We start from the raw sequence: 20,030 nt of genomic DNA, 5'->3' as shown, positions 1-20,030 counted from the left end.
GTCAGTCCTGCGGCATCCGGCTGAGGTGGTGTCGCGCGTCGACGGGCTTGCGCCGGCCGAGGCGTCCGGTGGGCTTTCCGCCGACGTAGAGCCAGCCCAGCAGCTCCTCGTGCTTCTTCAGCCCGTGCGCCTTCGCGACCGCCTTGGACCGCGTGTAATGGCCGGTGCGCCAGATGACGCCCCATCCGGCTTCGTCCAGGACGAGGCTCAGGACGTGTGCGATGCCGGAGGCGACGGCCTCCTGTTCCCAGCGCGGCACCTTGTCGCTCTTGCGGTAGCTGGCCACCACCGCGATCAACAGCGGCGCACGCAGTGGCTTGGACGACGAGCCCTTGTCGCCGTTGGATTTGTTGATCGCGCGACCGAGGCGCTCGCGGTCGTCGCCGCGCAGCTCGATGAGACGCCACGGGGCGAGCGAGGAGTGGTCGGCGACCCGACCTGCGGCCGAGACGAACGTGACGAGCTCCTCATGCGTGGGAGCGACATCCGTCACCTTCGACCACGACCGCCGTGCCCGGACGGCCTCCAGGGCGGATGGGCCCACGCGCCCGGAGGCTCCGCGCGACGCGTCAGCGGCGTGTGGAGGGGGCGGGGGGAAGGTCATGTGCTCGAGTCCGGGGTGAAGGCGAGGCTGACCGAGTTCATGCAGTAGCGGTCACCGGTCGGGGTGCCGAAGCCGTCCGGGAACACGTGGCCCAGGTGCGAGCCGCACTGGGCGCAGCGCACCTCGGTGCGCACCATCCCGTGGGCGTTGTCCTCGATGAGCTCGACCGCGTCCGGACGTACCGACTCGTAGAAACTCGGCCAGCCGCAATGCGAGTCGAACTTCGTGCCGCTCTGGAACAGCTCCGCACCGCACGCGGCACAGGCATAGAGTCCCGCGCGCGATTCGTCGAGCAGCTCACCGGTCCACGGACGTTCGGTCGCCGCCTCGCGCAGCACGGCGTACTGCTCGGGGTTCAGCTCGGACCGCCACTCGGCGTCGCTCTTGGTGACTTCGTAGGGCATGACTCCTCCTTCTGCCCCTCCATTCAACCCGACGCGCACGTCGCGTGGTTCGGCTGCGCTGATGTTCTCCCGAGAGAATGGGCAGATGACCACGGATGCCGCGACCGCCGTAGCGGAGCGCTACGGCCGTTTCGCGCGCGAGGAGGCGCCCGGCCGCTCCGCGCTGTACGCGGACTGGGCGCGCGGCGTGGCAGCGGATGCCGATGTCTCGGCCCTCCTGGCGCGGATCCCGGAGACCCGGCGGCAGCCGCCGCTCGTGTTCGCGGTGACGCGGCTGCTCGGAGCGCCCGAGGAGCCGTTCGCGGCCTGGGCGGCCTGGCTCGCGGCGCATGCCGACGAAGTCGTGGCCGAGGCATCCCATCGCCGCCTGCAGACGAACGAGCCGCAGCGCAGCGCTGCTCTGCTGCCCGCCCTCAGCACGATCGACGGGCCGATCGCACTGCTCGAGCTGGGCGCGAGCGCGGGGCTCTGCCTGTACCCCGACCGCTACTCGTACCGGTATCGGACGCCGGAGGGCGTCGTGGCGCTGGATCCGACCGACGGCGTCTCGGCGGTCGTGCTGGACTGCGAGGTGCGCGGAGAGAGGCGCCCACCGCTGCGGATGCCGGACATCGTGTGGCGCGCCGGCATCGATCTGGAGCCGCTCGATGCCGCCGATCCGACCGACGCGCGATTCCTGGAGGCGCTCGTGTGGCCCGGGGAGATCGGCCGCGTCGAGCGGATCCGCGCTGCACTCCGGATCGCCGCATCCGATCCGCCGCTGCTGGTGGCGGGGGATGCCTCGGATCCGGCCGTGCTCTTCGCCCTCGCCGCCCGGGTCCCGGTCGGGGCAACGCTGGTGGTGACGACGCCCGGCGTGCTGCCGCACATCCCGCGTGCGGGACGGGAACGCCTGCTCGGGGCGCTGCGCGACCTCGATGCTGTGTGGGTGACGATCGACCCGCCCGCGCTACATGAGGCCTGGCATCCGCCTGTCGACCCGGCCGCGTGGGGCGGGTTCGTGCTCGGCCGAGATGCCGTGCCTGTGGCGGCGGTCGATCCGCTCGGCGGCTTCGTGGAGTGGCGCGCGGATCCGGCGGCCCGCGCGGGTTAGCGTGGCGGTGTGCCTCTGACCGACCGCGAACGCGCCCTCCTCGATTTCGAGGCTGCCTGGCGTCGGCACGCGGGCGCGAAGGAGGAGGCGATCCGTGCCGAGCTGGAGCTGTCTCCGGCGCGGTACTACCAACTGCTCGGGCGGCTCCTGGAGACCGCCGACGCGCTGGAGTACGACCCGATGCTGGTCAAGCGGCTGCGTCGGATCCGCGACGCGCGCGAGCAGGCGCGCCTCGCGAGGGCGTCGGCCGCGGGCGAGTAGCGCCTCACGGCGAGCCGCGCGCACGAGATCCTCATGACGGCCAGGTAGCATCGGGGAATGCCGAAACAGTCCTACCCGAGGGATCGCTTCGACGATCTCCCGTCGGATCCGGGCCGGGTCGGCGCGCATCGTGCCGAGAACCCGCACATGCGGGGAGGCCTCGTCCTCCTCTGGGCCGTGATCGCCACCATCGTGCTGGTCGCCCTGGGCATCTTCGGCACGCTGATCGCCACCGGCAAGGTCACACTCTTCCCGACGCCGGCTCCCAGTGTTACGCCGCTGCCGGTGGTCACACCCGTCATCGATACGACGTACAGCGTGCTCGTGCTCAACGCGACGCCGGAAGAGGGGCTCGCCGCGCGCGTGCGGGATCAGGTTCTCACCGCGGGCTGGGCGCCGGATACGGTCCTCGCCAGCGGTGCCGGCTCGACCGACTTCGCCACGACGACGGTCTACTACGCGCTCCCGCAGGATGAAGCGGCCGCGGCAGGTCTGGCCGAGGCCATCGGCGGCGCCGAGATCGAGCAGAACGCGATCTATCAGCCGGCGGACAACCCGGAAGCGCGTCAGCTGACGATCGTGGTCGGTCTGGACCGCACGGCGAATCCGCCGACCCCGACACCCACGCCGTGAACCGCGGGCGTGTTTCACGCCCGTAAACAGTTCGATGCACGCGTGTCAACAGTTGCCGTTCGGGCGCTATCGACGCCTGCGCGGTGCATACGATCTCCCTGTCCCACCAGCTACAGGAGTGATCGCATGACCCAGGGCACCGTGAAATGGTTCAACGCCGAGAAGGGCTTCGGCTTCATCACCGTCGCCGACGGCCAGGACGTCTTCGTCCACTACTCGAATATCGAGATGTCGGGATTCCGCGTCCTCGAGGAGGGCCAGGCGGTCGAGTTCACCGTCGGCGCCGGGCAGAAGGGTCCCCAGGCCGAAACGGTCCGCCTCCTCGCATGACCCGTGGCTTGCACTCGCCTGGTGCGAGTGCCAGAATGGGATTAGCACTCGCGTTATCGGAGTGCTAACAGACCATTCGCTACGTCCGGACGCCACGTCCGGGAGGGACGACATACACATGGCAAAGATCATCGCTTTCGACGAGGAGGCCCGTCGTGGCCTCGAGCGCGGCCTGAACATCCTGGCTGACGCCGTCAAGGTGACGCTCGGCCCCCGCGGTCGCAACGTCGTGCTCGAGAAGAAGTGGGGCGCCCCCACGATCACGAACGACGGCGTCTCGATCGCCAAGGAGATCGAACTCGACGACCCGTACGAGAAGATCGGCGCGGAGCTCGTGAAGGAGGTCGCCAAGAAGACGGATGACGTCGCCGGCGACGGAACCACGACGGCCACCGTTCTGGCTCAGGCCCTCGTCAAGGAAGGCCTGCGCAACGTCGCAGCCGGAGCTGACCCCATCTCGCTCAAGCGCGGCATCGAGAAGGCCGTTGCGGCCATCTCCGCCGAGCTGCTCGCGTCGGCACGCCCCGTCGAGTCCAAGGACCAGATCGCCGCTACCGCGTCGATCTCGGCCGCTGACTCCACGATCGGCGAGCTGATCGCCGAGGCGATCGACAAGGTCGGCAAGGAAGGCGTCGTCACGGTCGAGGAGTCGAACACGTTCGGCACCGAGCTCGAGCTCACCGAGGGCATGCGTTTCGACAAGGGTTACATCAACCCCTACTTCGTCACCGACCCCGAGCGCCAGGAAGCCGTCTTCGAGGACGCCTACATCCTGATCGCGAACCAGAAGATCTCGAACATCAAGGACCTGCTCCCGATCGTCGACAAGGTGATCCAGGAGGGCAAGGAGCTTGTCATCATCGCCGAGGACGTCGAGGGCGAGGCGCTTGCGACTCTCGTGCTCAACAAGATCCGCGGCATCTTCAAGTCGGCTGCCGTCAAGGCTCCCGGCTTCGGCGACCGTCGCAAGGCGCAGCTGCAGGACATCGCCATCCTCACGGGTGGCCAGGTCATCACCGAGGAGGTCGGACTCAAGCTCGAGAACGCCACCACGGACCTGCTGGGCCGTGCACGCAAGGTCATCATCACCAAGGATGAGACGACCATCATCGAGGGTGCCGGCGAGAGCGACCAGATCGAAGGTCGCGTGACCCAGATCCGTCGCGAGATCGAGAACACCGACAGCGACTACGACCGCGAGAAGCTGCAGGAGCGCCTGGCCAAGCTGGCCGGTGGCGTCGCCGTCATCAAGGCCGGTGCCGCGACCGAGGTCGAGCTCAAGGAGCGCAAGCACCGCATCGAGGACGCCGTCCGCAACGCGAAGGCAGCCGTCGAAGAAGGCATCGTCGCCGGTGGTGGCGTCGCGCTCATCCAGGCCGGCAAGAACGTCTTCTCGACGCTCGAGCTCACGGGTGACGAGGCGACCGGTGCGAACATCGTGCGCGTCGCCATCGAGGCTCCGCTCAAGCAGATCGCGCTGAACGCCGGTCTCGAGCCGGGCGTCGTCGCGAACACCGTCGCAGGCCTCCCGATCGGTCACGGCCTGAACGCCGCGACCGGCGAGTACGGCGACATGTTCGCTCAGGGAATCATCGACCCCGCCAAGGTGACGCGCTCCGCGCTGCAGAACGCCGCCTCCATCGCGGGTCTGTTCCTGACGACCGAGGTCGTCGTCGCCGACAAGCCCGAGCGCGCACCCGCGCCGATGGGTGACCCGTCGGGTGGCATGGACTTCTAGTCCGTCACAGGCAACACAGCAGAAGGGCCCCGGCATCACGCCGGGGCCCTTCTTCGTGCGCCGACGGGTCAGCGGAACAGGCTGGCGTTCAGCTGCTCCGCCTCGGCGTACTGCCGCCCGGCCGTGGCGAGCGCCTGGTTGATACCGGCGAGCGAATGCTCGACCTGGCTCTGCGTGACGCGCCACTGATCGATGACGTCCTGGAACGCCATCGCGGCCGTTCCCGTCCAGGACGACTGCAGGTGCGTGAGCTGACCGAGCATCGCGGATGCCTCGGCCTGCAGCCGTTCGATGGTGCCGCGGACGGCGGCCGTGGAGGTGAGGACAGCGTCGCTGTCTACGGAGAAGATCATTTCGCGCTCCTGACTGGGGGGATCCCGCGACGCTACGCGCCGCGGAGAGCCCCGGCCGATCGCACGACGGCTTGTGCATGACACCCGGAGGCGGTGCGTCTGGGGAGGAGCGGGCTCAGGCCTCAGGAGCGCTGAGCCGCGGCAGCGGCTGCGTCTGGATCAGCAGGTGCTCCGAAGCATCCCGAGACTGCGCCAAGGGAAGGGCCACGCGGAACGTCGCTCCGCCGCCGGGCGTCTCGGTGACCCCGACGGTGCCGTGCAGAGCCTCGACGATCGAGGCGACGATCGACAGCCCGAGTCCGGTGCCGCCCGTCTCGCGCGTGCGCGAGTTGTCGGCCCGCCAGAATCGCTGGAAGATCTTGTCGCGGATCTGCGGCGGGATGCCCTCGCCGTGGTCGATGACCTCGATCCAGCCCATCTCCGCAGTCGCGTCGACCCCGACTCTCAGCTCGATGGGGGAGTCCTCGGCGGTGAAGCGGCGGGCGTTGCCGAGCAGGTTCGTCACGACCTGGCGGATCCGGTTCTCATCGCCGAACACGATGGGGGTCGGTGTCGTCGTGCTCACGGGCGCCGCAGTGGTGCTGGAGGGCTCCACGACGGGCTGTTCGCCGGTGGTGGAGCCCGGCGGCCCCGAGCGGGGCTTGCGGCGCAGCAGGGACAGCGTGGCGCCGCCGGCGCGGGCGATGGCCGAGGTGGGCGGCGAACTGCGACGGCGGGCCGCTTCGGCCGCGCTCGCCGGCCCTTCCGCGACGGGGCCATCGGGCCCGGGCGGGAGGGCGTCGTCGGTCGTGTCGATGACCGTGACGGGTCGGCGCGGAGCCGCGGCGCGCACGTCGAGTGCGGCATCCCGTGCGATAGGCCGCAGATCGACCGGTGCGAAGATGACGTCGCGGCGTTCGTCGAGGCGGGCCAGAGCCAGGAGGTCCTCGACGAGGACGCCCATGCGCATGGCTTCTTTCTCGATGCGCTCCATCGCCTGGGCGACGTCCTCGTCGTTGGCGAGGGCGCCCATGCGGTACAGCTCGGCATAGCCGCGCACGGTCACCAGCGGGGTGCGCAGCTCGTGGCTCGCGTCGCCGATGAAGCGCCGCATCTGTCGCACGGTCGAGTCCCGTTCCGACAGCGCCCCGTCGATGCGGCCGAGCATCGCGTTGATCGCCGTTTTCAGACGCCCCACCTCGGTGCCCGGCTCGATATCGGTCATGCGTTGACTGAAGTCGCCCGCGGCGATCGACATGGCGGTGGTCTCCACCTGACCGAGGCTGCGGAAGGTCAGTGTCACGAGCCAGCGGGTGCCGAGCGCACCGGCGAGGATCGTGATGACGGCCAGGATGCTGTAGATGCTGAGGAAGCTCGCCACGACCTGTTCGACGGGCGCGAGCGGCAGTGCGACCAGCTGCGTGTAGAGGTCGCGGGCCCCCGGGAACTGAATCGTGTCGACGCTCGCATGGTACGGAGCGCCGCCGGCGGAGTTCTCGAGCTCGAACGGCGTCGTGCCCTGGATGTACGTCTTCGGCAGCGGGTACTCGGCCGGGAACTCCGGCCGCGGGGCACCGTTTCCGCCGGCCCAGGCGACGAGCTCTCCGGTGGGGGCGTAGATCGCCACGAACGCGTCGGTCGTCGCGTTGTCGTCCGGCTCGAAGGACGGCACGCCGTTGTCGACGGTGATCGTCATCACCGAGCTGGCGACATCCGTCGTGACACTCTGCCGCAACTGGTCGTCGAGGCTGGTTACCAGCGTCGATCGCAGGAACGCCATGGTCCCCAAGCCCGCGGCGAGCAGCCCGATCACCAGCAGGGCGACGGTCACGCCGGTCACCTTCGCGCGCAGGCTCGTGCCCCGCCACCAGCGGGTGACCGCGTCGGGTTTGTTCTCCAGTGCGGCCCCCTCTGCTCGGGCCGCCTAGGCGGTCTTGCCGGCTTTGAGCATGTAGCCGAATCCGCGCTTGGTCTGGATCAGCGGCTCGGAGGAGTGCGGATCGATCTTGCGACGGAGATACGAGATGTAGCTTTCGACGATACCCGCGTCGCCGTTGAAGTCGTACTCCCACACGTGGTCGAGGATCTGCGCCTTGGACAGCACCCGGTTCGGGTTGAGCATCAGGTAGCGCAGTAGCTTGAACTCGGTGGGGCTGAGGTCGATCGAGACGTCCCCGACGAGCACGTCGTGGGTGTCCTGGTCCATCGTCAGCTCACCGGCGCGGATCACGGATTCCTCGTCGGCCTGCATCGTGCGACGCAGGATCGCCTGGATACGCGCGACGATCTCGTCCAGCGAGAACGGCTTGGTGACGTAGTCGTCACCGCCGGCGTTGAGGCCGGTGATCTTGTCCTCGGTCTCGTCCTTGGCGGTGAGGAAGAGGATCGGAGCGGTGTAGCCCGCGCCCCGGAGCCGCTTCGTGACGCTGAACCCGTTCATGTCGGGGAGCATCACATCGAGGATGATCAGGTCGGGCTCTTCCTCCAGGACAGCGGAGATGGTCTGAGCGCCGTTGGAGACGGCCTTGACCTGGAACCCCGCGAATCGGAGGCTCGTGATGAGCAGGTCGCGGATGTTCGGCTCGTCGTCGACAACGAGGATGCGCGGTGCAGTCATGTGCCCATTATGGTGACTCAACGCCGTCGCTCGCTGGATATCGGCCGGAACGGGATGCCGCGTCCGCCCGTTGCGGGTGATTCCGGGCCGTCGCAGCACCGCCTGGGCGGAGCAGGAGGCACTCGATTTTCTGCGGCCTGAGGCATACCGTCGGGAGCATCAGGTTCCGGCCTCCGTCGATCCGGGAGGAAGTCATGACGCATTTCGTGATCGTCGGTGGGGGAATGGCGGCGGGGACGGCAGCCGCAACGCTGCGCAGGGAGGGCTTCGACGGCGATGTGACCGTCATCGCCGAGGAGAGCCACCTGCCCTACCAGAGGCCGCCGCTGTCGAAGGGATATCTCGCGGGCACGGAGGGGGCGGACAAGGTGATCCTGCATCCCGCCGACTGGTACGCCGAACGCGGCGTCGACGTGCGCACCGAGACCGCCGTGACGCGGCTGTACCCGGGCGGCCGCAGCCTCGACCTGTCTGACGGCAGCTCGCTCGGTTACGACGCGGTGCTGCTGGCGACAGGCGCCGCGCCGCGTCGGCTTCCGCTGCCCGGGCACGAGCTTCCGGGTGTGCACACGCTCCGTCGGCTCGACGACTCCGACGCACTCGCCGGCGAACTGCGCGGCGGAGGTCGTCGTCTCGTGTTGATCGGCTCCGGGTGGATCGGGATGGAGGTGGCCGCGACCGCGCGTGTGCTCGGCAACGAGGTGACCGTCCTGGAGCGCGACCCGGTTCCGCTGGCGCTCGCGGTCGGACCGCAGATGGGCGAGGTCTTCCGTCGTCTCCACCTGGAGAAGGGCGTCGACCTGCGCACGTCCGTCGATGTCGAGCGCATCGTCGGGTCGTCGCACGTCGAGGCCGTGGTCGTCGACGGCGAGACGGTTCCCGCCGACCTCGTGCTGATCGGGGTGGGCGCGGTGCCGAACACCGCGCTCGCGCTGGATGCCGGCCTCGATGTACTCAACGGCATCCTCACCGACGCGTCCCTGCGTACGAGTGCGCCACACGTCTACGCGGCCGGCGACGTCGCCAACGCCTACCACCCGGTCATCCAGCAGCACCTGCGCAGCGAGCACTGGGCCAACGCGCGCACCTCCGGAGCCGTGGCGGCGAAGGCGATGATGGGCGGCTCGGCGACGCACAGCAGCATCCCGTACTTCTACACCGACCAGTTCGATCTCGGCATGGAGCTGTCCGGGTACCCGCCGCTGATGCGCGACGCCGAGCTCGTCATCCGCGGGGATCTCGATGCGCGTGAGTTCATCGCCTTCTGGGTCGATCACGGCCGAGTCGTCGGCGGCATGAACGTCAACGTCTGGGACGTCCAGAACGGCATCAAGGCGCTCATCCGCAGCGGCAGCCGGCTGGATGCTGCGGCGCTGCGCGACCCGGACGTGCCACTGGAGAGCCTGGTGGAGTGAGGGCTGATCAGGCGGCGATCGTGTCGGCGTCGAGGATCGTGTACGAGTAGCCCTGCTCGGCGAGGAACCGCTGGCGGTTCTGCGCGAAGTCTTGGTCGACGGTGTCGCGCGCGATGAGCGTGTAGAAGCTCGCGGTGCGCCCCGACTCCTTCGGGCGCAGCAGGCGGCCGAGGCGCTGCGCCTCCTCCTGACGCGAGCCGAACGATCCGGAGACCTGGATGGCGACGGATGCCTCGGGCAGGTCGATCGAGAAGTTCGCGACCTTCGAGACCACGAGCAGCGAGATCTCCCCGACGCGGAACGCCTGGTAGAGCTCTTCGCGCTCATCGACCGGTGTCGCACCGGTGATCTTCGGGGCGTTCAACGCCTCGGCCAGCACATCGATCTGATCGATGTACTGCCCGATCACGAGGATCCGCTCGCCCGCGTGCCGCTCGACGAGCTGTCGCACGACGCCGATCTTGGCCGGAGCCGTCGCGGCGAGGCGGTAGCGCTCGTCGTCGGCGGCCGCGGCGTACTCGAGCCGGTCGCCGGCGGGGAGGTCGATCCGCACTTCGTAGCAGACGGCGGGGGAGATGAAGCCCTGGGCCTCGATCTCCTTCCAGGGTGCGTCGAACCGCTTGGGACCGATCAGGCTGAAGACATCGCCTTCGCGGCCGTCCTCGCGCACCAGGGTCGCGGTCAGTCCGAGCCGCCGGCGCGCCTGGAGGTCCGCGGTGAGCTTGAACACCGGCGCGGGGAGCAGGTGCACCTCGTCATAGACGATCAGGCCCCAGTCCAAGGCATCCAGCAGCGCCAGGTGGGCGTACTCGCCCTTCCGCTTCGCCGTGAGGATCTGGTAGGTCGCGATCGTGACCGGCTTGACCTCCTTGGCCTGTCCGGAGTACTCGCCGATCTCCTCGGGCGTGAGCGACGTGCGCTTGAGCAGCTCGTCGCGCCACTGCCTTGCACTGACCGTGTTCGTGACGAGGATCAGCGTCGTGGTCTTGGTCTCGGCCATCGCGGCGGCACCGACGAGGGTCTTGCCCGCGCCGCAGGGGAGCACGACGACGCCGGACCCGCCCTCGTTGAAGATGTCGACGGCCTGCCGCTGGTAGGGCCGCAGGGTCCAGCCGGACTCATCGAGTTCGATCGGATGCGGCGTCCCGGGCGTGTAGCCGGCGCGGTCTTCGGCGGGCCAGCCGATCTTCAGCAGCTCCTGCTTGATGTGCCCGCGCGCCCAGGCGTCCACCACGAACGTGTCGGGGGAGGGGTGGCCGATCAGCAGCGGCTGGATGCGCTTGTTGCGTGCCACCTCGGCCAATACGGGTCCGTCGGCGGAGCGCAGCACCAGCACGCCCTCGCCGTGGCCCTCGACGGTGTCGCGCTCGATGACGAGCCGGCCGTAGCGCCCGACGGTCTCGCGGATGTCGATCGACACGGACGGCGGGACCGGGAAGCGCGTCCAGCGCTCGAGGGTCGCGAGCATGTCTTCGGCGTCGTGACCGGCCGCACGGGCGTTCCACAGACCGAGGCGGGTGATGCGATACGTGTGGATGTGCTCGGGCGCCCGCTCGAGTTCCGCGAAGATCGCGAGCTCGTGCCGCGCGCTCTCGGCGTCCGGATGGGCGACTTCGAGAAGCACCGTCCGGTCGCTCTGCACGATGAGGGGACCGTCAGCCATAAGGAATCGAGTCTACCCGTGAGCGGCCGGATGCGGCTGTTTCGGCACCCCCCCGGCGCTCAGGCGACGGGGCGGACGCTCACGATGCTCGAGACGGGGAGAGTGCGTTCGATATCGGCGCCGCGGTCGCGCCCGCGCAGTCGGCCGCCGCCGAGCCCCGAGGCCTCGAGCGTGAAGGAGCGCTCCGAGCCGTCCGGCAGGCGCACGGCGACTGTGATGACGGACCGCGTCCGCACGGCCATCTCGAGCTCGCGCTCGAGCCACGCGACATCCTCATCCGAGCCTTCGCTGGCGCGCAGTGTCGCGATGAGGCGGGCGTAGGGCTTCTCCGTCGTCGGGACGTCGTCGGGGGCGAGCCGCCCGCGGCGGAGCGAGACGGTGTCGCCGGCGTGGTCGAGCGCGACGACGGGGTAGCGCGCGTCCGCCAGAGCCCAGTAGACGGCGTCGCGCGCGACCCGCGAGGTCAGCGAGAAGCCGTCCGAGACCAGGCCCAGCGGGCGCAGCGCCTGATCGACGGCGATCGTGTCGCGCAGTGAGGGGTCTTCGCTGTCGATCCGGGTGCGGCCGGTCGCGGCATCCGTGCGCACAGTGACCCGCCCGTGGCGATCGGCGGTGCTCTCGATGAGGTAGTCCAGCGGCTGCGGGATGCCGGTGAGCGAGATCTCGGAGAGGAAGGCGCGCACCGACTCGGCGTTCTCGCCGTCGGTCATCCCGGACCCCAGTGACTCCGCGCTGAAGCGGTACGTGGAGGCCTGGGCGCGCGACTCGCGGTGCGCGATGGAGCGCAGTCGCAGATCCAGCGCCGGTGCCAGCGGCCCCGGGGCGATCGCGGTCAGATCGGCCTGCAGATAGACGCGGTCGATCTCGGCGGGCAGGAAGCGGGTGAGCTCGTCGACAGCGGGGGAGCCGCCTTCGCGCAGCGGGCGCGCCCATCCGGGCTCGTCGCCGTTCGGGGCGATCAGCGCCCAGCGCCGGGCGATCCGCACGAGCCGTGCGGCCCGGTCCGGCCAGTCGGGGTCGAGCGGGAAGGCCAGCGGCCAGGCCCCGACGGCGAGGTAGCCGCCATCTGGGGTACGCAGCGCCTCGGGCAGTGCGTCGCGGAACCCCTCGACCACTATCTGCCAGCGGGTCGGGGTGGACTCGCGCAGCCAGCGGTGGGCGGCGCTCGTAGCCACCCACTCGCGCTCGCCGGCGCGTACGAGGCCGGCGACCTCCGCCGCGGCGATGAAGTCGTCCAGTTCCTCGGCGGAATCGAGGATGCCGGCGTCGACCAGCCGGCGCCGCTCGGTCGCGCTCACCGAACCGGTGCCGGTGCGGGAGAACGGCGCGTGCAGACAGGCCAGGAGCACGTCGGCGAGGGCGCCGACGGTCGTGAACAGCCGCTCGGCCGCGGCGGCCGAGGCGGCCTCGTCGGTGGGGGACGGCAGCGGCGGGTCGGGGAGGATGCCGAATGCCTCGGGGTGTGCGGCGGCGGCGGCGCGCGCGCGGGCGGCGACGGCCGCGAACGGCACACCGTCTCCATCCACGAGGAGATGCGCGTCGAGGATGCCCGAATCGGGCGCCGGCTCATCGGCGACGAGCGCGGCGAGGGTCAATCGCGGCAGCCGCAGCAGAGAGCGGTCGATGGATGCGGGATCCAGCAGCGCGGCGGCCGCGTCGAAGAAGTCGTGCCAGGGAGCGCTCGCGGAAACCCCACGGCGGGTCAGAACCTCGGAGAGCGCGGCGTCGGTCAGCGTGGCGAGTCTGGTCGCGAGCGCACGTTCATCGGAGGTTTCGGGCACTCAGCGACCTCGGTTGGCCCGTGTCCTTCGCACGAAGCTCATGATCAGCACGGTCACGAGCAGTACGAACGCGAGTATCGGTGCGATCCAGACGATGACGCTCACGATCGCCCAGATCCAGGCGCCGAAGTCGGCACCGGCGGCCGACCCGATCATGATCGCGAAGAAGCACAGGATCGACAGGGCCAGCAGCCCCAGCGACATGAACGCCAGGATGCGGTCGATACGGCGGACGGGAACGTCCTCGCCGGGGGTCTGCGTAGTCATCAGCGTCAGCCTACTGCGTGGCGGGTGTGCCGTAGGCTGGGTGGTGGGGTCACACCGATCCCCGCTCCGCCATGCCCGCGCACCGCGCGGCTCATTCCCAGCGAGGTATCCATGCCCACCGGCAAGGTCAGGTTCTACGACGAGGAGAAGGGCTTCGGCTTCGTCTCCACGGATGACGGTCAGGATGTCTTCCTGCACGCCACTGCCCTGCCCGCAGGGGTGACCGCGCTGAAGGCCGGTACCCGGCTCGAGTTCGGCGTCGCCGACGGCAAGCGCGGACTCCAGGCACTCTCCGTGCGGGTGCTCGATGCCCCGGTCAGTCTCGCCAAGCGCGCGCGCAAGCCCGCGGATGACATGGCGATCATCATCGAGGACCTCGTGAAGGTGCTCGACGGCATCGGCGGCGACCTGCGTCGCGGCCGTTACCCCAGCGCATCCCACTCCAAGACGGTCGCGACCGTCCTACGCAAGGTCGCGGATGACCTCGACGCCTGAGGCATCCGGCGATCAGCCGCTCGACGCAGTGGACGAGAGTCTGCTCGCGACGCACGACCTCGCGCGTTCCGCGCTGCTGGAGATCACCCCGGCTTCGACCGTCGGCGCGCCCGCCGGCTACACGATCGAGTCGGGCGAGGTCGTCTCGCTGCGGTTCGAGAACCTCATGCCCGGCTACCCGGGCTGGTTCTGGACGGTGAGCGTCGCGAAGGTGGCGGATGCCGAGCCCACCGTGCTCGAGGTCGAGCTGCTCCCCGGTGAGAGCGCGCTGCTGGCTCCCGACTGGGTGCCGTGGGCTCTGCGGCTTGCCGACTATCAGGCTGCCCAGGTGGCTCTTGCCGAGGCCGGTGTCGAGGTCGACGACCACGACGACGCCGATCTGGATGACGACGATGAGGACGACGACGAGCTCGACGATCTCGACGCGGCGGACTTCGACAACGATGGTTCGCCGATCCTGCACTCGGGTGACCTCGACGGCGTCGACATCGACGAACTCGACGAGGACGCGCACCACGACGAGGCGCAGGACGAGTACGAGTCCGACGATGACGACGAGTCGCACGATGACGATGAGTCCGACGATGACGATGAGTCAGACGAGTCCGACGACGACGAGCACGCGCATGCCGAGGACGACATCTCCGACGAGGACTGACTTTCTCCGACGCAGAAGCGCCGCGCATCCCGAGGGGAGGCGCGGCGCTTTCGTCTGCGCTGTGGTCGCTCTAGCGGTTCTCGAGCACGTACTCGATCGAGCGGATGAGCTGGCGCACGTCGTTCGGCTCGATCGAGACGAAGGTCGCGATGCGCAGCTGGTTGCGGCCGAGCTTGCGGTACGGCTCGGTGTCGACGATGCCGTTGGCACGCAGGGTCGCGGCGATGGCGGCGGCGTCGATCGAGTCGTCGAAGTCGATCGTGACGACGACAGGCGAGCGGTCGGCCGGGTTCGCGACGAACGGGATGGCGACAGCGGATGCCTCTGCCCAGTCGTACAGCGCGGAGGAGGACTCCGCCGTCCGGGCAGCGGCCCACGTCAGGCCGCCGTTGCCGTTGATCCACTCGACCTGGCTGTTGAGCAGGTGCAGGGTCGCGACGGCGGGGGTGTTCAGCGTCTGCTGCAGCCGTGAGTTGTCGACGGCGTTCTTCAGGCTGAGGAACTCCGGGATGTAGCGACCTGACGCCGCGATGCGCTCGACGCGCTCGAGGGCAGCGGGGGAGAAGAGGGCGAACCACAGGCCGCCGTCGGAACCGAGGTTCTTCTGCGGGGCGAAGTAGTAGACGTCGGTCTCGGTGACGTCGAAGTCGATGCCACCGGCGGCGCTGGTCGCGTCGATGACGGTCAGGGCTCCGGCGTCGCCGTGCACCCGCGAGATCGGCACTGCGACACCGGTGGAGGTCTCGTTGTGCGGCCAGGCGTAGACGTCGACGCCCTCGACGGCCTCGGCGGCGGTGCTCGCGCCGGGCGCGGCGTTGCGGACGTCGGGTGCCTGCAGCCAGGGGGCCTTCGCCGCGCCGGCGAACTTGCCGCCGAACTCGCCGAAGACGAGGTTCTGGCTGCGGTTCTCGATCAGGCCGAAGGCTGCGGCATCCCAGAATGCCGTGGATCCGCCGTTGCCGAGGATGACTTCGTAGCCGTCCGGGATGCGGAACAGGTCGCCGAGTCCTTCGCGCACGGAGCGCACCAGGTTCTTCACGCCCGACTGGCGGTGCGAGGTGCCCAGCAGCGATGCTCCCGAATCTGCGAGCGCGGTCAGCTGCTCGGGGCGGATCTTCGAGGGACCGCATCCGAAGCGTCCGTCGAGGGGCAGGCGGTTGGCAGGGATCACGACGTGCGACATGGGTCGATTCTAGAGTCGCCCGCGCGGGGGTCCCGACCGGGTTACGCCGCCGACCGTGGCCGGATGCCGCTTCGGAGGCGGGTTCGCCGACCTCGGTGTCGTGTGGCTTGGATAGGCTGGTGGTCGCACCCAACTGCGCACGAGCGAGGACCTGATGGCAGACCTGATCGACACCACCGAGATGTACCTGCGCACGATCCTCGAGCTCGAGGAGGAGAACATCATCCCGCTGCGCGCGCGGATCTCCGAACGCCTCGGCCACTCCGGCCCCACCGTCTCCCAGACAGTCGGACGCATGGAGCGCGACGGACTCGTCGTCGTATCCGACGACCGCTCCCTCGAACTCACCGACGCGGGCCGTCAGAAGGCCGTCGACGTGATGCGCAAGCACCGTCTGGCCGAGCGCCTGCTCAGCGACATCATCGGGCTCGACTGGGCCTTCGTCCACGAAGAGGCCTGCCGCTGGGAGCACGTCATGAGCGAGCAGGTCGAGCGCCGTCTCGTGGAATTGCTGGGACACCCGACCGAATCGCCGTACGGCAACCCGATCCCCGGACTCGAGCAACTGGGCGACGTCCCGGCTCGCACGTTCGAGGAAGGCGTGGTCGGCCTCGTGCGCAAGCTCAACGATGCCGGCGAGCCGATCACGGGCACCGTGCGGCGTCTGGCCGAGCCGGCACAGGTGGATCCCGAACTGCTGCAGCAGTTCATGGCGGCCGGTGTCGTTCCGGGCGCGCATGGCGACTACCGCTACAGCGAGGGCTACGTCCTGGTGCAGATGGACGGCAACGACGAAGGCCTGGAGCTCCCGGTCGAGGTCGCCGCGCACATCTTCCTGGTCGACGACCAGCGCTGACCGTCGCCACGGCAACTCACCCCACCTCCTCCTCCCCACCCAAGGCGCGTTCCTGATACACCGCCGAGCATCGTCGTGTCAACGTGACAGATTCGTTACCTTCGGGTAACCTCGAAAGGTCCACAGGCGAGAAGCCCGCCGTCGGATCCCGAGTGAATTGCCTCTATGGTTCGTCGTTCACACGGTGCAGCCCGCACAAAGTGCCCAAACGCAGAGTGCCGACGAACCAGCGTGTACCCTGCGCGGAGGCGACGGAGGACAGCTTGGCTGAAGACATAGATTCGTCCGCGAAGGAACCCGAAACCGACGCGGCGAGTGTTGCGCGGCGACCGCGCTCACGAGCAATGGTCCCGCGCGCGAAAGCAGGATGGTTGGCGCGTTCGCGCCCGTCGACTGCCGCACCCGCCGGTGACGCGCGACCGCCCGCTGCGGCGCCGCGCAAGAAACCGAAGGTGCTGCGCAACGCCGCCATCCTGACGATGGTCGCCGGTCTCATCGCGACCGTCGCCCTCCCGGCGTACGGCGCATGGCGCCCCGCCGAAGAGGCGATGACGCTGCAGCAGGTCTCTGCCGGAGACGCGCAGTCCCTGCTGGTGGCCTCGGACACGACGTCGACGACGCTCACGCGTGACAGCTACGCCGCGACCACGGCCGAAGAGATCGACAAGAAGAAGGCAGCGGATGCCGCGGCCGCAGCTGCTGCGGCACGTGCTCGCATGGGCGGCAATGTCGCGTCGATCCCCGTGAACATCAACCTCGTCTCCCCGGGCAGCGGCGAAGTCCGCTGGCCGATCCTGAACTTCACCCTCGGCCGCGGCCTGTGGGATTCCGGATATCACCAGGGCGTCGACCTGCTCGCTCCGGCCATGACCCCGATCTACGCGGCAGCAGCCGGCGTGGTCAGCGTCTCGCAGGAGAGCTACGGCGGCTACGGCGTCGCGATCTCGATCGACCACGTCATCGGCGGTCAGCGCGTCAACACCCTCTACGGCCACATGACCTACGGCACCCGCCAGGTCGTTGCCGGACAGACGGTCTCGGCCGGCCAGCTGATCGGCTTCGTCGGCAGCACGGGCAGCTCGACCGCGAACCACGTGCACTTCGAGGTGCACATCAACGGTTCCGTCGTGGACCCGTGGGCCTGGCTCCAGGCCAACGCGGGCTGACCGCAGCGACATCGATGCGTCGAAACGGATGCCGCGTCAGCGCGGCATCCGTTCTTCGACACGCCACTGTGCATTCACCCGGCTACGACCCGCGTGTCGGCCCCGTGTATTAGCCTGAATCCCGACGCTGAGAGAAAGCGGAGGGCGCCGATGAACAGCACACCTCGTATCCGAACCATGGATGCGCTTGGCTTGCTCGTTCTTCGGCATCGTGTGAGCGGAGACCACGACGCTGTCGTGGCGTCCCAGCGTCGTCCATAGGACGGCGCTTTTTCATTCCCCGAAACTGATCCATCGTCATCACGTCGAATAACCGAGAAGCCGTCTCGGTCCGTTCGAGAGGATGAGGAATGCGCACTCTGGTGCTGAATGCAGGTTACGAACCGCTGGCCGTGGTTTCGTTCAAACGAGCTATCGTGCTGGTCTTGAACGAGAAGGCGACCGTCATCGAGCAGATCGAGGGTGAGCCGATCTGGGGGGCGCGCGGCTCGTACGAGAGACCTGCCGTGATCCTGCTGTCCCGGTACGTGCGCGTCCCCGGAGGTCGCAGCATCCCGGTGACCCGTCGCGGCGTGCTGCGCCGTGACGCGCACCGCTGCGGGTACTGCGGCAAGACCGCCTCCACCATCGATCACGTCCAGCCGCGCTCGCGCGGCGGCGCGGATTCGTGGGAGAATCTGGTCGCGTGCTGCCTGCGCTGCAACAACATCAAGGGCGATCGCACCCCGCAGGAGATGGAGTGGGAGCTGCGGCTCGTGCCGCGTCCACCGCGCGGGACGCAGTGGACGGTGCGGGGCACCGAGCGCGCCGATCCTCGGTGGAGCGCGTACCTCGAACTCACCGCGGCCTGACGCCGAAACCGCGAAACGGCCCCGCGCAATGCGCGGAGCCGTCTCGTCAAGCGCCTAGGAGACCGCGGTCGCGTCTCGCTTCGGCAGCACCCATCCCGCACGCGGGAAGTGGCACGTGTAGCCGTTGGGGTACTTGATCAGGTAGTCCTGGTGCTCCGGCTCGGCCTCCCAGAAGGGACCTTCCGGCTCGATCGTGGTGACGGCCTTGCCCGGCCACAGGCCGGAGGCGTCCACGTCCGCGATGGTGTCGCGCGCGACCTGCTCCTGCTCGGGCGAGAGCGGGAAGATCGTCGAGCGGTAGCTCGAGCCGATGTCGTTGCCCTGCCGGTCGAGCGTGGACGGGTCGTGGATCTGGAAGAAGAACGCCAGGATGTCGCGGTACGTCGTCTTCGTGGGGTCGAAGACGATCTCCACGGCCTCGGCGTGCCCCGGGTGGTTGCGGTACGTCGCGTGGTCGTTACGGCCGCCGGTGTAGCCGACGCGCGTGGCCAGTACTCCGGGCTGGCGGCGGATGAGGTCTTCCATGCCCCAGAAGCATCCGCCGGCGAGGACCGCCGTCTCGGTTCCGGGGGTGCGGGTGATGGCGCCGGTGTCGGTCATGATGCGTTCTCCTGGGTGGTCGTGTCGGCGGCTCCGTCGAAGAGCTCGCGGTATTCACCGTAGCCCTGTGCCTCGAGGTCTGCGGCGGGGATGAAGCGCAGCGACGCCGAGTTCATGCAGTACCGCATGCCTCCGGCATCCCGCGGTCCATCGTCGAAGACGTGCCCGAGGTGGCTGCCGACGCTAGAGGAGCGCACTTCGGTGCGCTTCATCCAGAGCATGCCGTCGACATGCTCGGTGACGGCGTCGCGGGCGAGCGGGCGGGTGAAGCTCGGCCATCCGGTGCCGCTGTCGTACTTGTCGGTGGATGAGAAGAGCGGCTGCCCCGAGACGACATCGACGTAGAGGCCGGGCTCGTGGTTGTTCCAGTACTCGTTGCGGAAGGCGGGCTCGGTGCCCTGCTCCTGCGTGACGTGGAACTGCTGAGGGGTGAGGCGCTCGATGGCCTCGGGAGTCTTGCGGTAGTCGTGTGACACGGTGTCCTCCTATGGGGACGCGGCTGGCTGCCGCGTCATAGGAGGAGAACGGATGCGGGTGCCGTTTTGGTCCCGCGAAGCTGGGAGCGGGCCGTGAGTTCTGCGCTCAGTCCTCGCCCAGCACCCGCAGCCACCGCGCGAGGATCCGCGCCAGGTCCGCAGCATCCGCTTCGCCGAGCTCGTCGAGCAGGCTGTGCTCGTTGGCGAGATGGGCGGTGAAAGCGCGGTCGATGAGGTCCGCGCCGGTGGGGGTGAGCCGGATGAATCGACGACGGGCATCGGATGCCTCGGCCCGGCGCTGCACCAGCCCCCGCTGCTCGAGCCGATCGACGCGTTTGGTGAGGCCACCGGTGGTGATCATCGTGTGGTCGGCGAGCTCGCCGGCGGCGCGTTCGAACGGCGCGCCGGCGCGACGCAGGGCGGCCAGCACATCGAACTCGCCCTCGGTCAGGTCGAAGACGCGGTAGCCGTCGGTGAGTCGCTCGGTGAGCGTCGTCGCCACGCGATGGAGGCGCCCGATGACGGCCTGAGGCGAGGGATCCAGGTCGGGGCGCTCTCGGCGCCATTCGGCCTGGATCGTGTCGACGCGGTCGGGTGCGGCATCCAT

Annotated in this window: 23 protein-coding genes; 11 read left to right on the top strand and 12 right to left on the bottom strand. The window is 69.0% G+C overall.

Annotation, left to right across the window (positions count from 1 at the left end):
- Position 1: 1 nt before the first annotated feature.
- On the bottom strand, positions 2 to 544 hold the full coding sequence (locus ASD65_RS06510) for a nitroreductase family protein (protein ID WP_235566622.1): 543 nt from the start codon (positions 542 to 544) through the stop codon (positions 2 to 4).
- A gap of 56 nt (positions 545 to 600) precedes the next feature.
- The gene (gene msrB / locus ASD65_RS06505; RefSeq protein ID WP_056220088.1) at positions 601 to 1,008 is read right to left on the bottom strand and encodes a peptide-methionine (R)-S-oxide reductase MsrB; all 408 of its coding nucleotides are present in this window, start codon (positions 1,006 to 1,008) and stop codon (positions 601 to 603) included.
- A gap of 85 nt (positions 1,009 to 1,093) precedes the next feature.
- Here msrB (ASD65_RS06505) and ASD65_RS06500 point away from each other — a divergent pair, with 85 nt between their 5' ends.
- From ASD65_RS06500 to groL, 5 genes are all read left to right on the top strand, one after another.
- Entirely contained in the window at positions 1,094 to 2,101 is a 1,008-nt protein-coding gene (locus tag ASD65_RS06500; RefSeq protein ID WP_056220086.1) for a DUF2332 domain-containing protein, read from the top strand.
- Between the two features lie 9 nt (positions 2,102 to 2,110).
- The gene (locus ASD65_RS06495; protein ID WP_056220083.1) at positions 2,111 to 2,362 is read left to right on the top strand and encodes a DUF3263 domain-containing protein; all 252 of its coding nucleotides are present in this window, start codon (positions 2,111 to 2,113) and stop codon (positions 2,360 to 2,362) included.
- 57 nt (positions 2,363 to 2,419) lie between these two features.
- A complete protein-coding gene (locus ASD65_RS06490; protein ID WP_056220081.1) occupies positions 2,420 to 2,995 on the top strand; it encodes a LytR C-terminal domain-containing protein in 576 nt (191 codons plus the stop codon).
- A gap of 126 nt (positions 2,996 to 3,121) precedes the next feature.
- Positions 3,122 to 3,325: a cold-shock protein gene (locus tag ASD65_RS06485; protein WP_056220077.1), complete on the top strand. Its 204-nt coding sequence runs from the start codon at positions 3,122 to 3,124 to the stop codon at positions 3,323 to 3,325.
- A gap of 118 nt (positions 3,326 to 3,443) precedes the next feature.
- Positions 3,444 to 5,063 (top strand): chaperonin GroEL, encoded by a 1,620-nt coding sequence (gene groL / locus ASD65_RS06480; RefSeq protein ID WP_056220074.1) that lies wholly within the window; start codon positions 3,444 to 3,446, stop codon positions 5,061 to 5,063.
- A 68-nt stretch (positions 5,064 to 5,131) separates the two neighbouring features.
- Here groL and ASD65_RS06475 read toward each other — a convergent pair whose 3' ends face one another.
- The 3 genes from ASD65_RS06475 to ASD65_RS06465 form a co-directional block, all read right to left on the bottom strand.
- Positions 5,132 to 5,416: a WXG100 family type VII secretion target gene (locus ASD65_RS06475; RefSeq protein WP_056220071.1), complete on the bottom strand. Its 285-nt coding sequence runs from the start codon at positions 5,414 to 5,416 to the stop codon at positions 5,132 to 5,134.
- Between the two features lie 115 nt (positions 5,417 to 5,531).
- The gene (locus ASD65_RS06470) at positions 5,532 to 7,226 is read right to left on the bottom strand and encodes an ATP-binding protein (protein ID WP_056224557.1); all 1,695 of its coding nucleotides are present in this window, start codon (positions 7,224 to 7,226) and stop codon (positions 5,532 to 5,534) included.
- 93 nt (positions 7,227 to 7,319) lie between these two features.
- Positions 7,320 to 8,012, bottom strand: a complete 693-nt coding sequence (locus ASD65_RS06465) for a response regulator transcription factor (protein WP_056220068.1) — start codon at positions 8,010 to 8,012, stop codon at positions 7,320 to 7,322.
- A 194-nt stretch (positions 8,013 to 8,206) separates the two neighbouring features.
- On the opposite strand from ASD65_RS06465, the gene ASD65_RS06460 reads away from it, so the two are divergent.
- On the top strand, positions 8,207 to 9,427 hold the full coding sequence (locus tag ASD65_RS06460) for an NAD(P)/FAD-dependent oxidoreductase (RefSeq protein ID WP_056220065.1): 1,221 nt from the start codon (positions 8,207 to 8,209) through the stop codon (positions 9,425 to 9,427).
- Positions 9,428 to 9,434: 7 nt separating this feature from the next.
- On the opposite strand, the gene ASD65_RS06455 is transcribed toward ASD65_RS06460, so the two are convergent.
- The 3 genes from ASD65_RS06455 to ASD65_RS06445 are packed head-to-tail and all read right to left on the bottom strand — an operon-like array spanning position 9,435 to position 13,138.
- Entirely contained in the window at positions 9,435 to 11,090 is a 1,656-nt protein-coding gene (locus tag ASD65_RS06455) for a DNA repair helicase XPB (RefSeq protein ID WP_056220063.1), read from the bottom strand.
- 59 nt (positions 11,091 to 11,149) lie between these two features.
- Positions 11,150 to 12,871: a helicase-associated domain-containing protein gene (locus tag ASD65_RS06450; protein WP_056220060.1), complete on the bottom strand. Its 1,722-nt coding sequence runs from the start codon at positions 12,869 to 12,871 to the stop codon at positions 11,150 to 11,152.
- Positions 12,872 to 13,138 (bottom strand): hypothetical protein, encoded by a 267-nt coding sequence (locus ASD65_RS06445; RefSeq protein WP_056220057.1) that lies wholly within the window; start codon positions 13,136 to 13,138, stop codon positions 12,872 to 12,874.
- A gap of 111 nt (positions 13,139 to 13,249) precedes the next feature.
- On the opposite strand from ASD65_RS06445, the gene ASD65_RS06440 reads away from it, so the two are divergent.
- The gene (locus ASD65_RS06440; RefSeq protein ID WP_056220052.1) at positions 13,250 to 13,633 is read left to right on the top strand and encodes a cold-shock protein; all 384 of its coding nucleotides are present in this window, start codon (positions 13,250 to 13,252) and stop codon (positions 13,631 to 13,633) included.
- Positions 13,617 to 14,291 (top strand): DUF3027 domain-containing protein, encoded by a 675-nt coding sequence (locus ASD65_RS06435; protein ID WP_056220048.1) that lies wholly within the window; start codon positions 13,617 to 13,619, stop codon positions 14,289 to 14,291. Before ASD65_RS06440 ends, ASD65_RS06435 begins: the two co-directional genes overlap by 17 nt.
- Before the next feature lie 70 nt (positions 14,292 to 14,361).
- Here ASD65_RS06435 and serC read toward each other — a convergent pair whose 3' ends face one another.
- On the bottom strand, positions 14,362 to 15,474 hold the full coding sequence (gene serC / locus ASD65_RS06430) for a phosphoserine transaminase (RefSeq protein ID WP_056220046.1): 1,113 nt from the start codon (positions 15,472 to 15,474) through the stop codon (positions 14,362 to 14,364).
- A 154-nt stretch (positions 15,475 to 15,628) separates the two neighbouring features.
- Here serC and ASD65_RS06425 point away from each other — a divergent pair, with 154 nt between their 5' ends.
- From ASD65_RS06425 to ASD65_RS06415, 3 genes are all read left to right on the top strand, one after another.
- Positions 15,629 to 16,330, top strand: coding sequence for a metal-dependent transcriptional regulator (locus ASD65_RS06425; RefSeq protein ID WP_056220042.1), 702 nt, complete (start codon positions 15,629 to 15,631; stop codon positions 16,328 to 16,330).
- A gap of 452 nt (positions 16,331 to 16,782) precedes the next feature.
- Positions 16,783 to 17,496 carry a M23 family metallopeptidase gene (locus ASD65_RS06420; RefSeq protein ID WP_235566621.1) on the top strand — a complete coding sequence of 238 codons (714 nt, stop codon included), beginning with the start codon at positions 16,783 to 16,785 and terminating at the stop codon, positions 17,494 to 17,496.
- Between the two features lie 350 nt (positions 17,497 to 17,846).
- Positions 17,847 to 18,347: an HNH endonuclease gene (locus ASD65_RS06415; RefSeq protein ID WP_056220037.1), complete on the top strand. Its 501-nt coding sequence runs from the start codon at positions 17,847 to 17,849 to the stop codon at positions 18,345 to 18,347.
- A 54-nt stretch (positions 18,348 to 18,401) separates the two neighbouring features.
- Here ASD65_RS06415 and msrA read toward each other — a convergent pair whose 3' ends face one another.
- The 3 genes from msrA to ASD65_RS06400 form a co-directional block, all read right to left on the bottom strand.
- Entirely contained in the window at positions 18,402 to 18,947 is a 546-nt protein-coding gene (gene msrA, locus ASD65_RS06410) for a peptide-methionine (S)-S-oxide reductase MsrA (protein WP_200948630.1), read from the bottom strand.
- Positions 18,944 to 19,423: a peptide-methionine (R)-S-oxide reductase MsrB gene (msrB, locus tag ASD65_RS06405; protein ID WP_056220032.1), complete on the bottom strand. Its 480-nt coding sequence runs from the start codon at positions 19,421 to 19,423 to the stop codon at positions 18,944 to 18,946. Before msrB (ASD65_RS06405) ends, msrA begins: the two co-directional genes overlap by 4 nt.
- A 106-nt stretch (positions 19,424 to 19,529) precedes the next feature.
- Entirely contained in the window at positions 19,530 to 20,030 is a 501-nt protein-coding gene (locus ASD65_RS06400) for a MarR family winged helix-turn-helix transcriptional regulator (protein ID WP_056220029.1), read from the bottom strand.

The organism is Microbacterium sp. Root61 (assembly GCF_001427525.1).
Classification (GTDB): domain Bacteria; phylum Actinomycetota; class Actinomycetes; order Actinomycetales; family Microbacteriaceae; genus Microbacterium.
Note: the sequence above shows the minus strand (reverse complement) of the source record. Positions and strands in the feature narration are given on the sequence as shown.

What these genes read in the sequence shown, in the direction of transcription:
- msrB (WP_056220088.1), bottom strand. Translation starts at nt 1,008, where the DNA reads ATGCCCTACGAAGTCACCAAGAGCGACGCCGAGTGGCGGTCCGAGCTG.
- ASD65_RS06500 (WP_056220086.1), top strand. Translation starts at nt 1,094, where the DNA reads ATGACCACGGATGCCGCGACCGCCGTAGCGGAGCGCTACGGCCGTTTC.
- ASD65_RS06490 (WP_056220081.1), top strand. Translation starts at nt 2,420, where the DNA reads ATGCCGAAACAGTCCTACCCGAGGGATCGCTTCGACGATCTCCCGTCG.
- ASD65_RS06485 (WP_056220077.1), top strand. Translation starts at nt 3,122, where the DNA reads ATGACCCAGGGCACCGTGAAATGGTTCAACGCCGAGAAGGGCTTCGGC.
- groL (WP_056220074.1), top strand. Translation starts at nt 3,444, where the DNA reads ATGGCAAAGATCATCGCTTTCGACGAGGAGGCCCGTCGTGGCCTCGAG.
- ASD65_RS06475 (WP_056220071.1), bottom strand. Translation starts at nt 5,416, where the DNA reads ATGATCTTCTCCGTAGACAGCGACGCTGTCCTCACCTCCACGGCCGCC.
- ASD65_RS06465 (WP_056220068.1), bottom strand. Translation starts at nt 8,012, where the DNA reads ATGACTGCACCGCGCATCCTCGTTGTCGACGACGAGCCGAACATCCGC.
- ASD65_RS06460 (WP_056220065.1), top strand. Translation starts at nt 8,207, where the DNA reads ATGACGCATTTCGTGATCGTCGGTGGGGGAATGGCGGCGGGGACGGCA.
- ASD65_RS06455 (WP_056220063.1), bottom strand. Translation starts at nt 11,090, where the DNA reads ATGGCTGACGGTCCCCTCATCGTGCAGAGCGACCGGACGGTGCTTCTC.
- ASD65_RS06445 (WP_056220057.1), bottom strand. Translation starts at nt 13,138, where the DNA reads ATGACTACGCAGACCCCCGGCGAGGACGTTCCCGTCCGCCGTATCGAC.
- ASD65_RS06440 (WP_056220052.1), top strand. Translation starts at nt 13,250, where the DNA reads ATGCCCACCGGCAAGGTCAGGTTCTACGACGAGGAGAAGGGCTTCGGC.
- ASD65_RS06435 (WP_056220048.1), top strand. Translation starts at nt 13,617, where the DNA reads ATGACCTCGACGCCTGAGGCATCCGGCGATCAGCCGCTCGACGCAGTG.
- serC (WP_056220046.1), bottom strand. Translation starts at nt 15,474, where the DNA reads ATGTCGCACGTCGTGATCCCTGCCAACCGCCTGCCCCTCGACGGACGC.
- ASD65_RS06425 (WP_056220042.1), top strand. Translation starts at nt 15,629, where the DNA reads ATGGCAGACCTGATCGACACCACCGAGATGTACCTGCGCACGATCCTC.
- ASD65_RS06415 (WP_056220037.1), top strand. Translation starts at nt 17,847, where the DNA reads ATGCGCACTCTGGTGCTGAATGCAGGTTACGAACCGCTGGCCGTGGTT.
- msrA (WP_200948630.1), bottom strand. Translation starts at nt 18,947, where the DNA reads ATGACCGACACCGGCGCCATCACCCGCACCCCCGGAACCGAGACGGCG.
- ASD65_RS06400 (WP_056220029.1), bottom strand. Translation starts at nt 20,030, where the DNA reads ATGGATGCCGCACCCGACCGCGTCGACACGATCCAGGCCGAATGGCGC.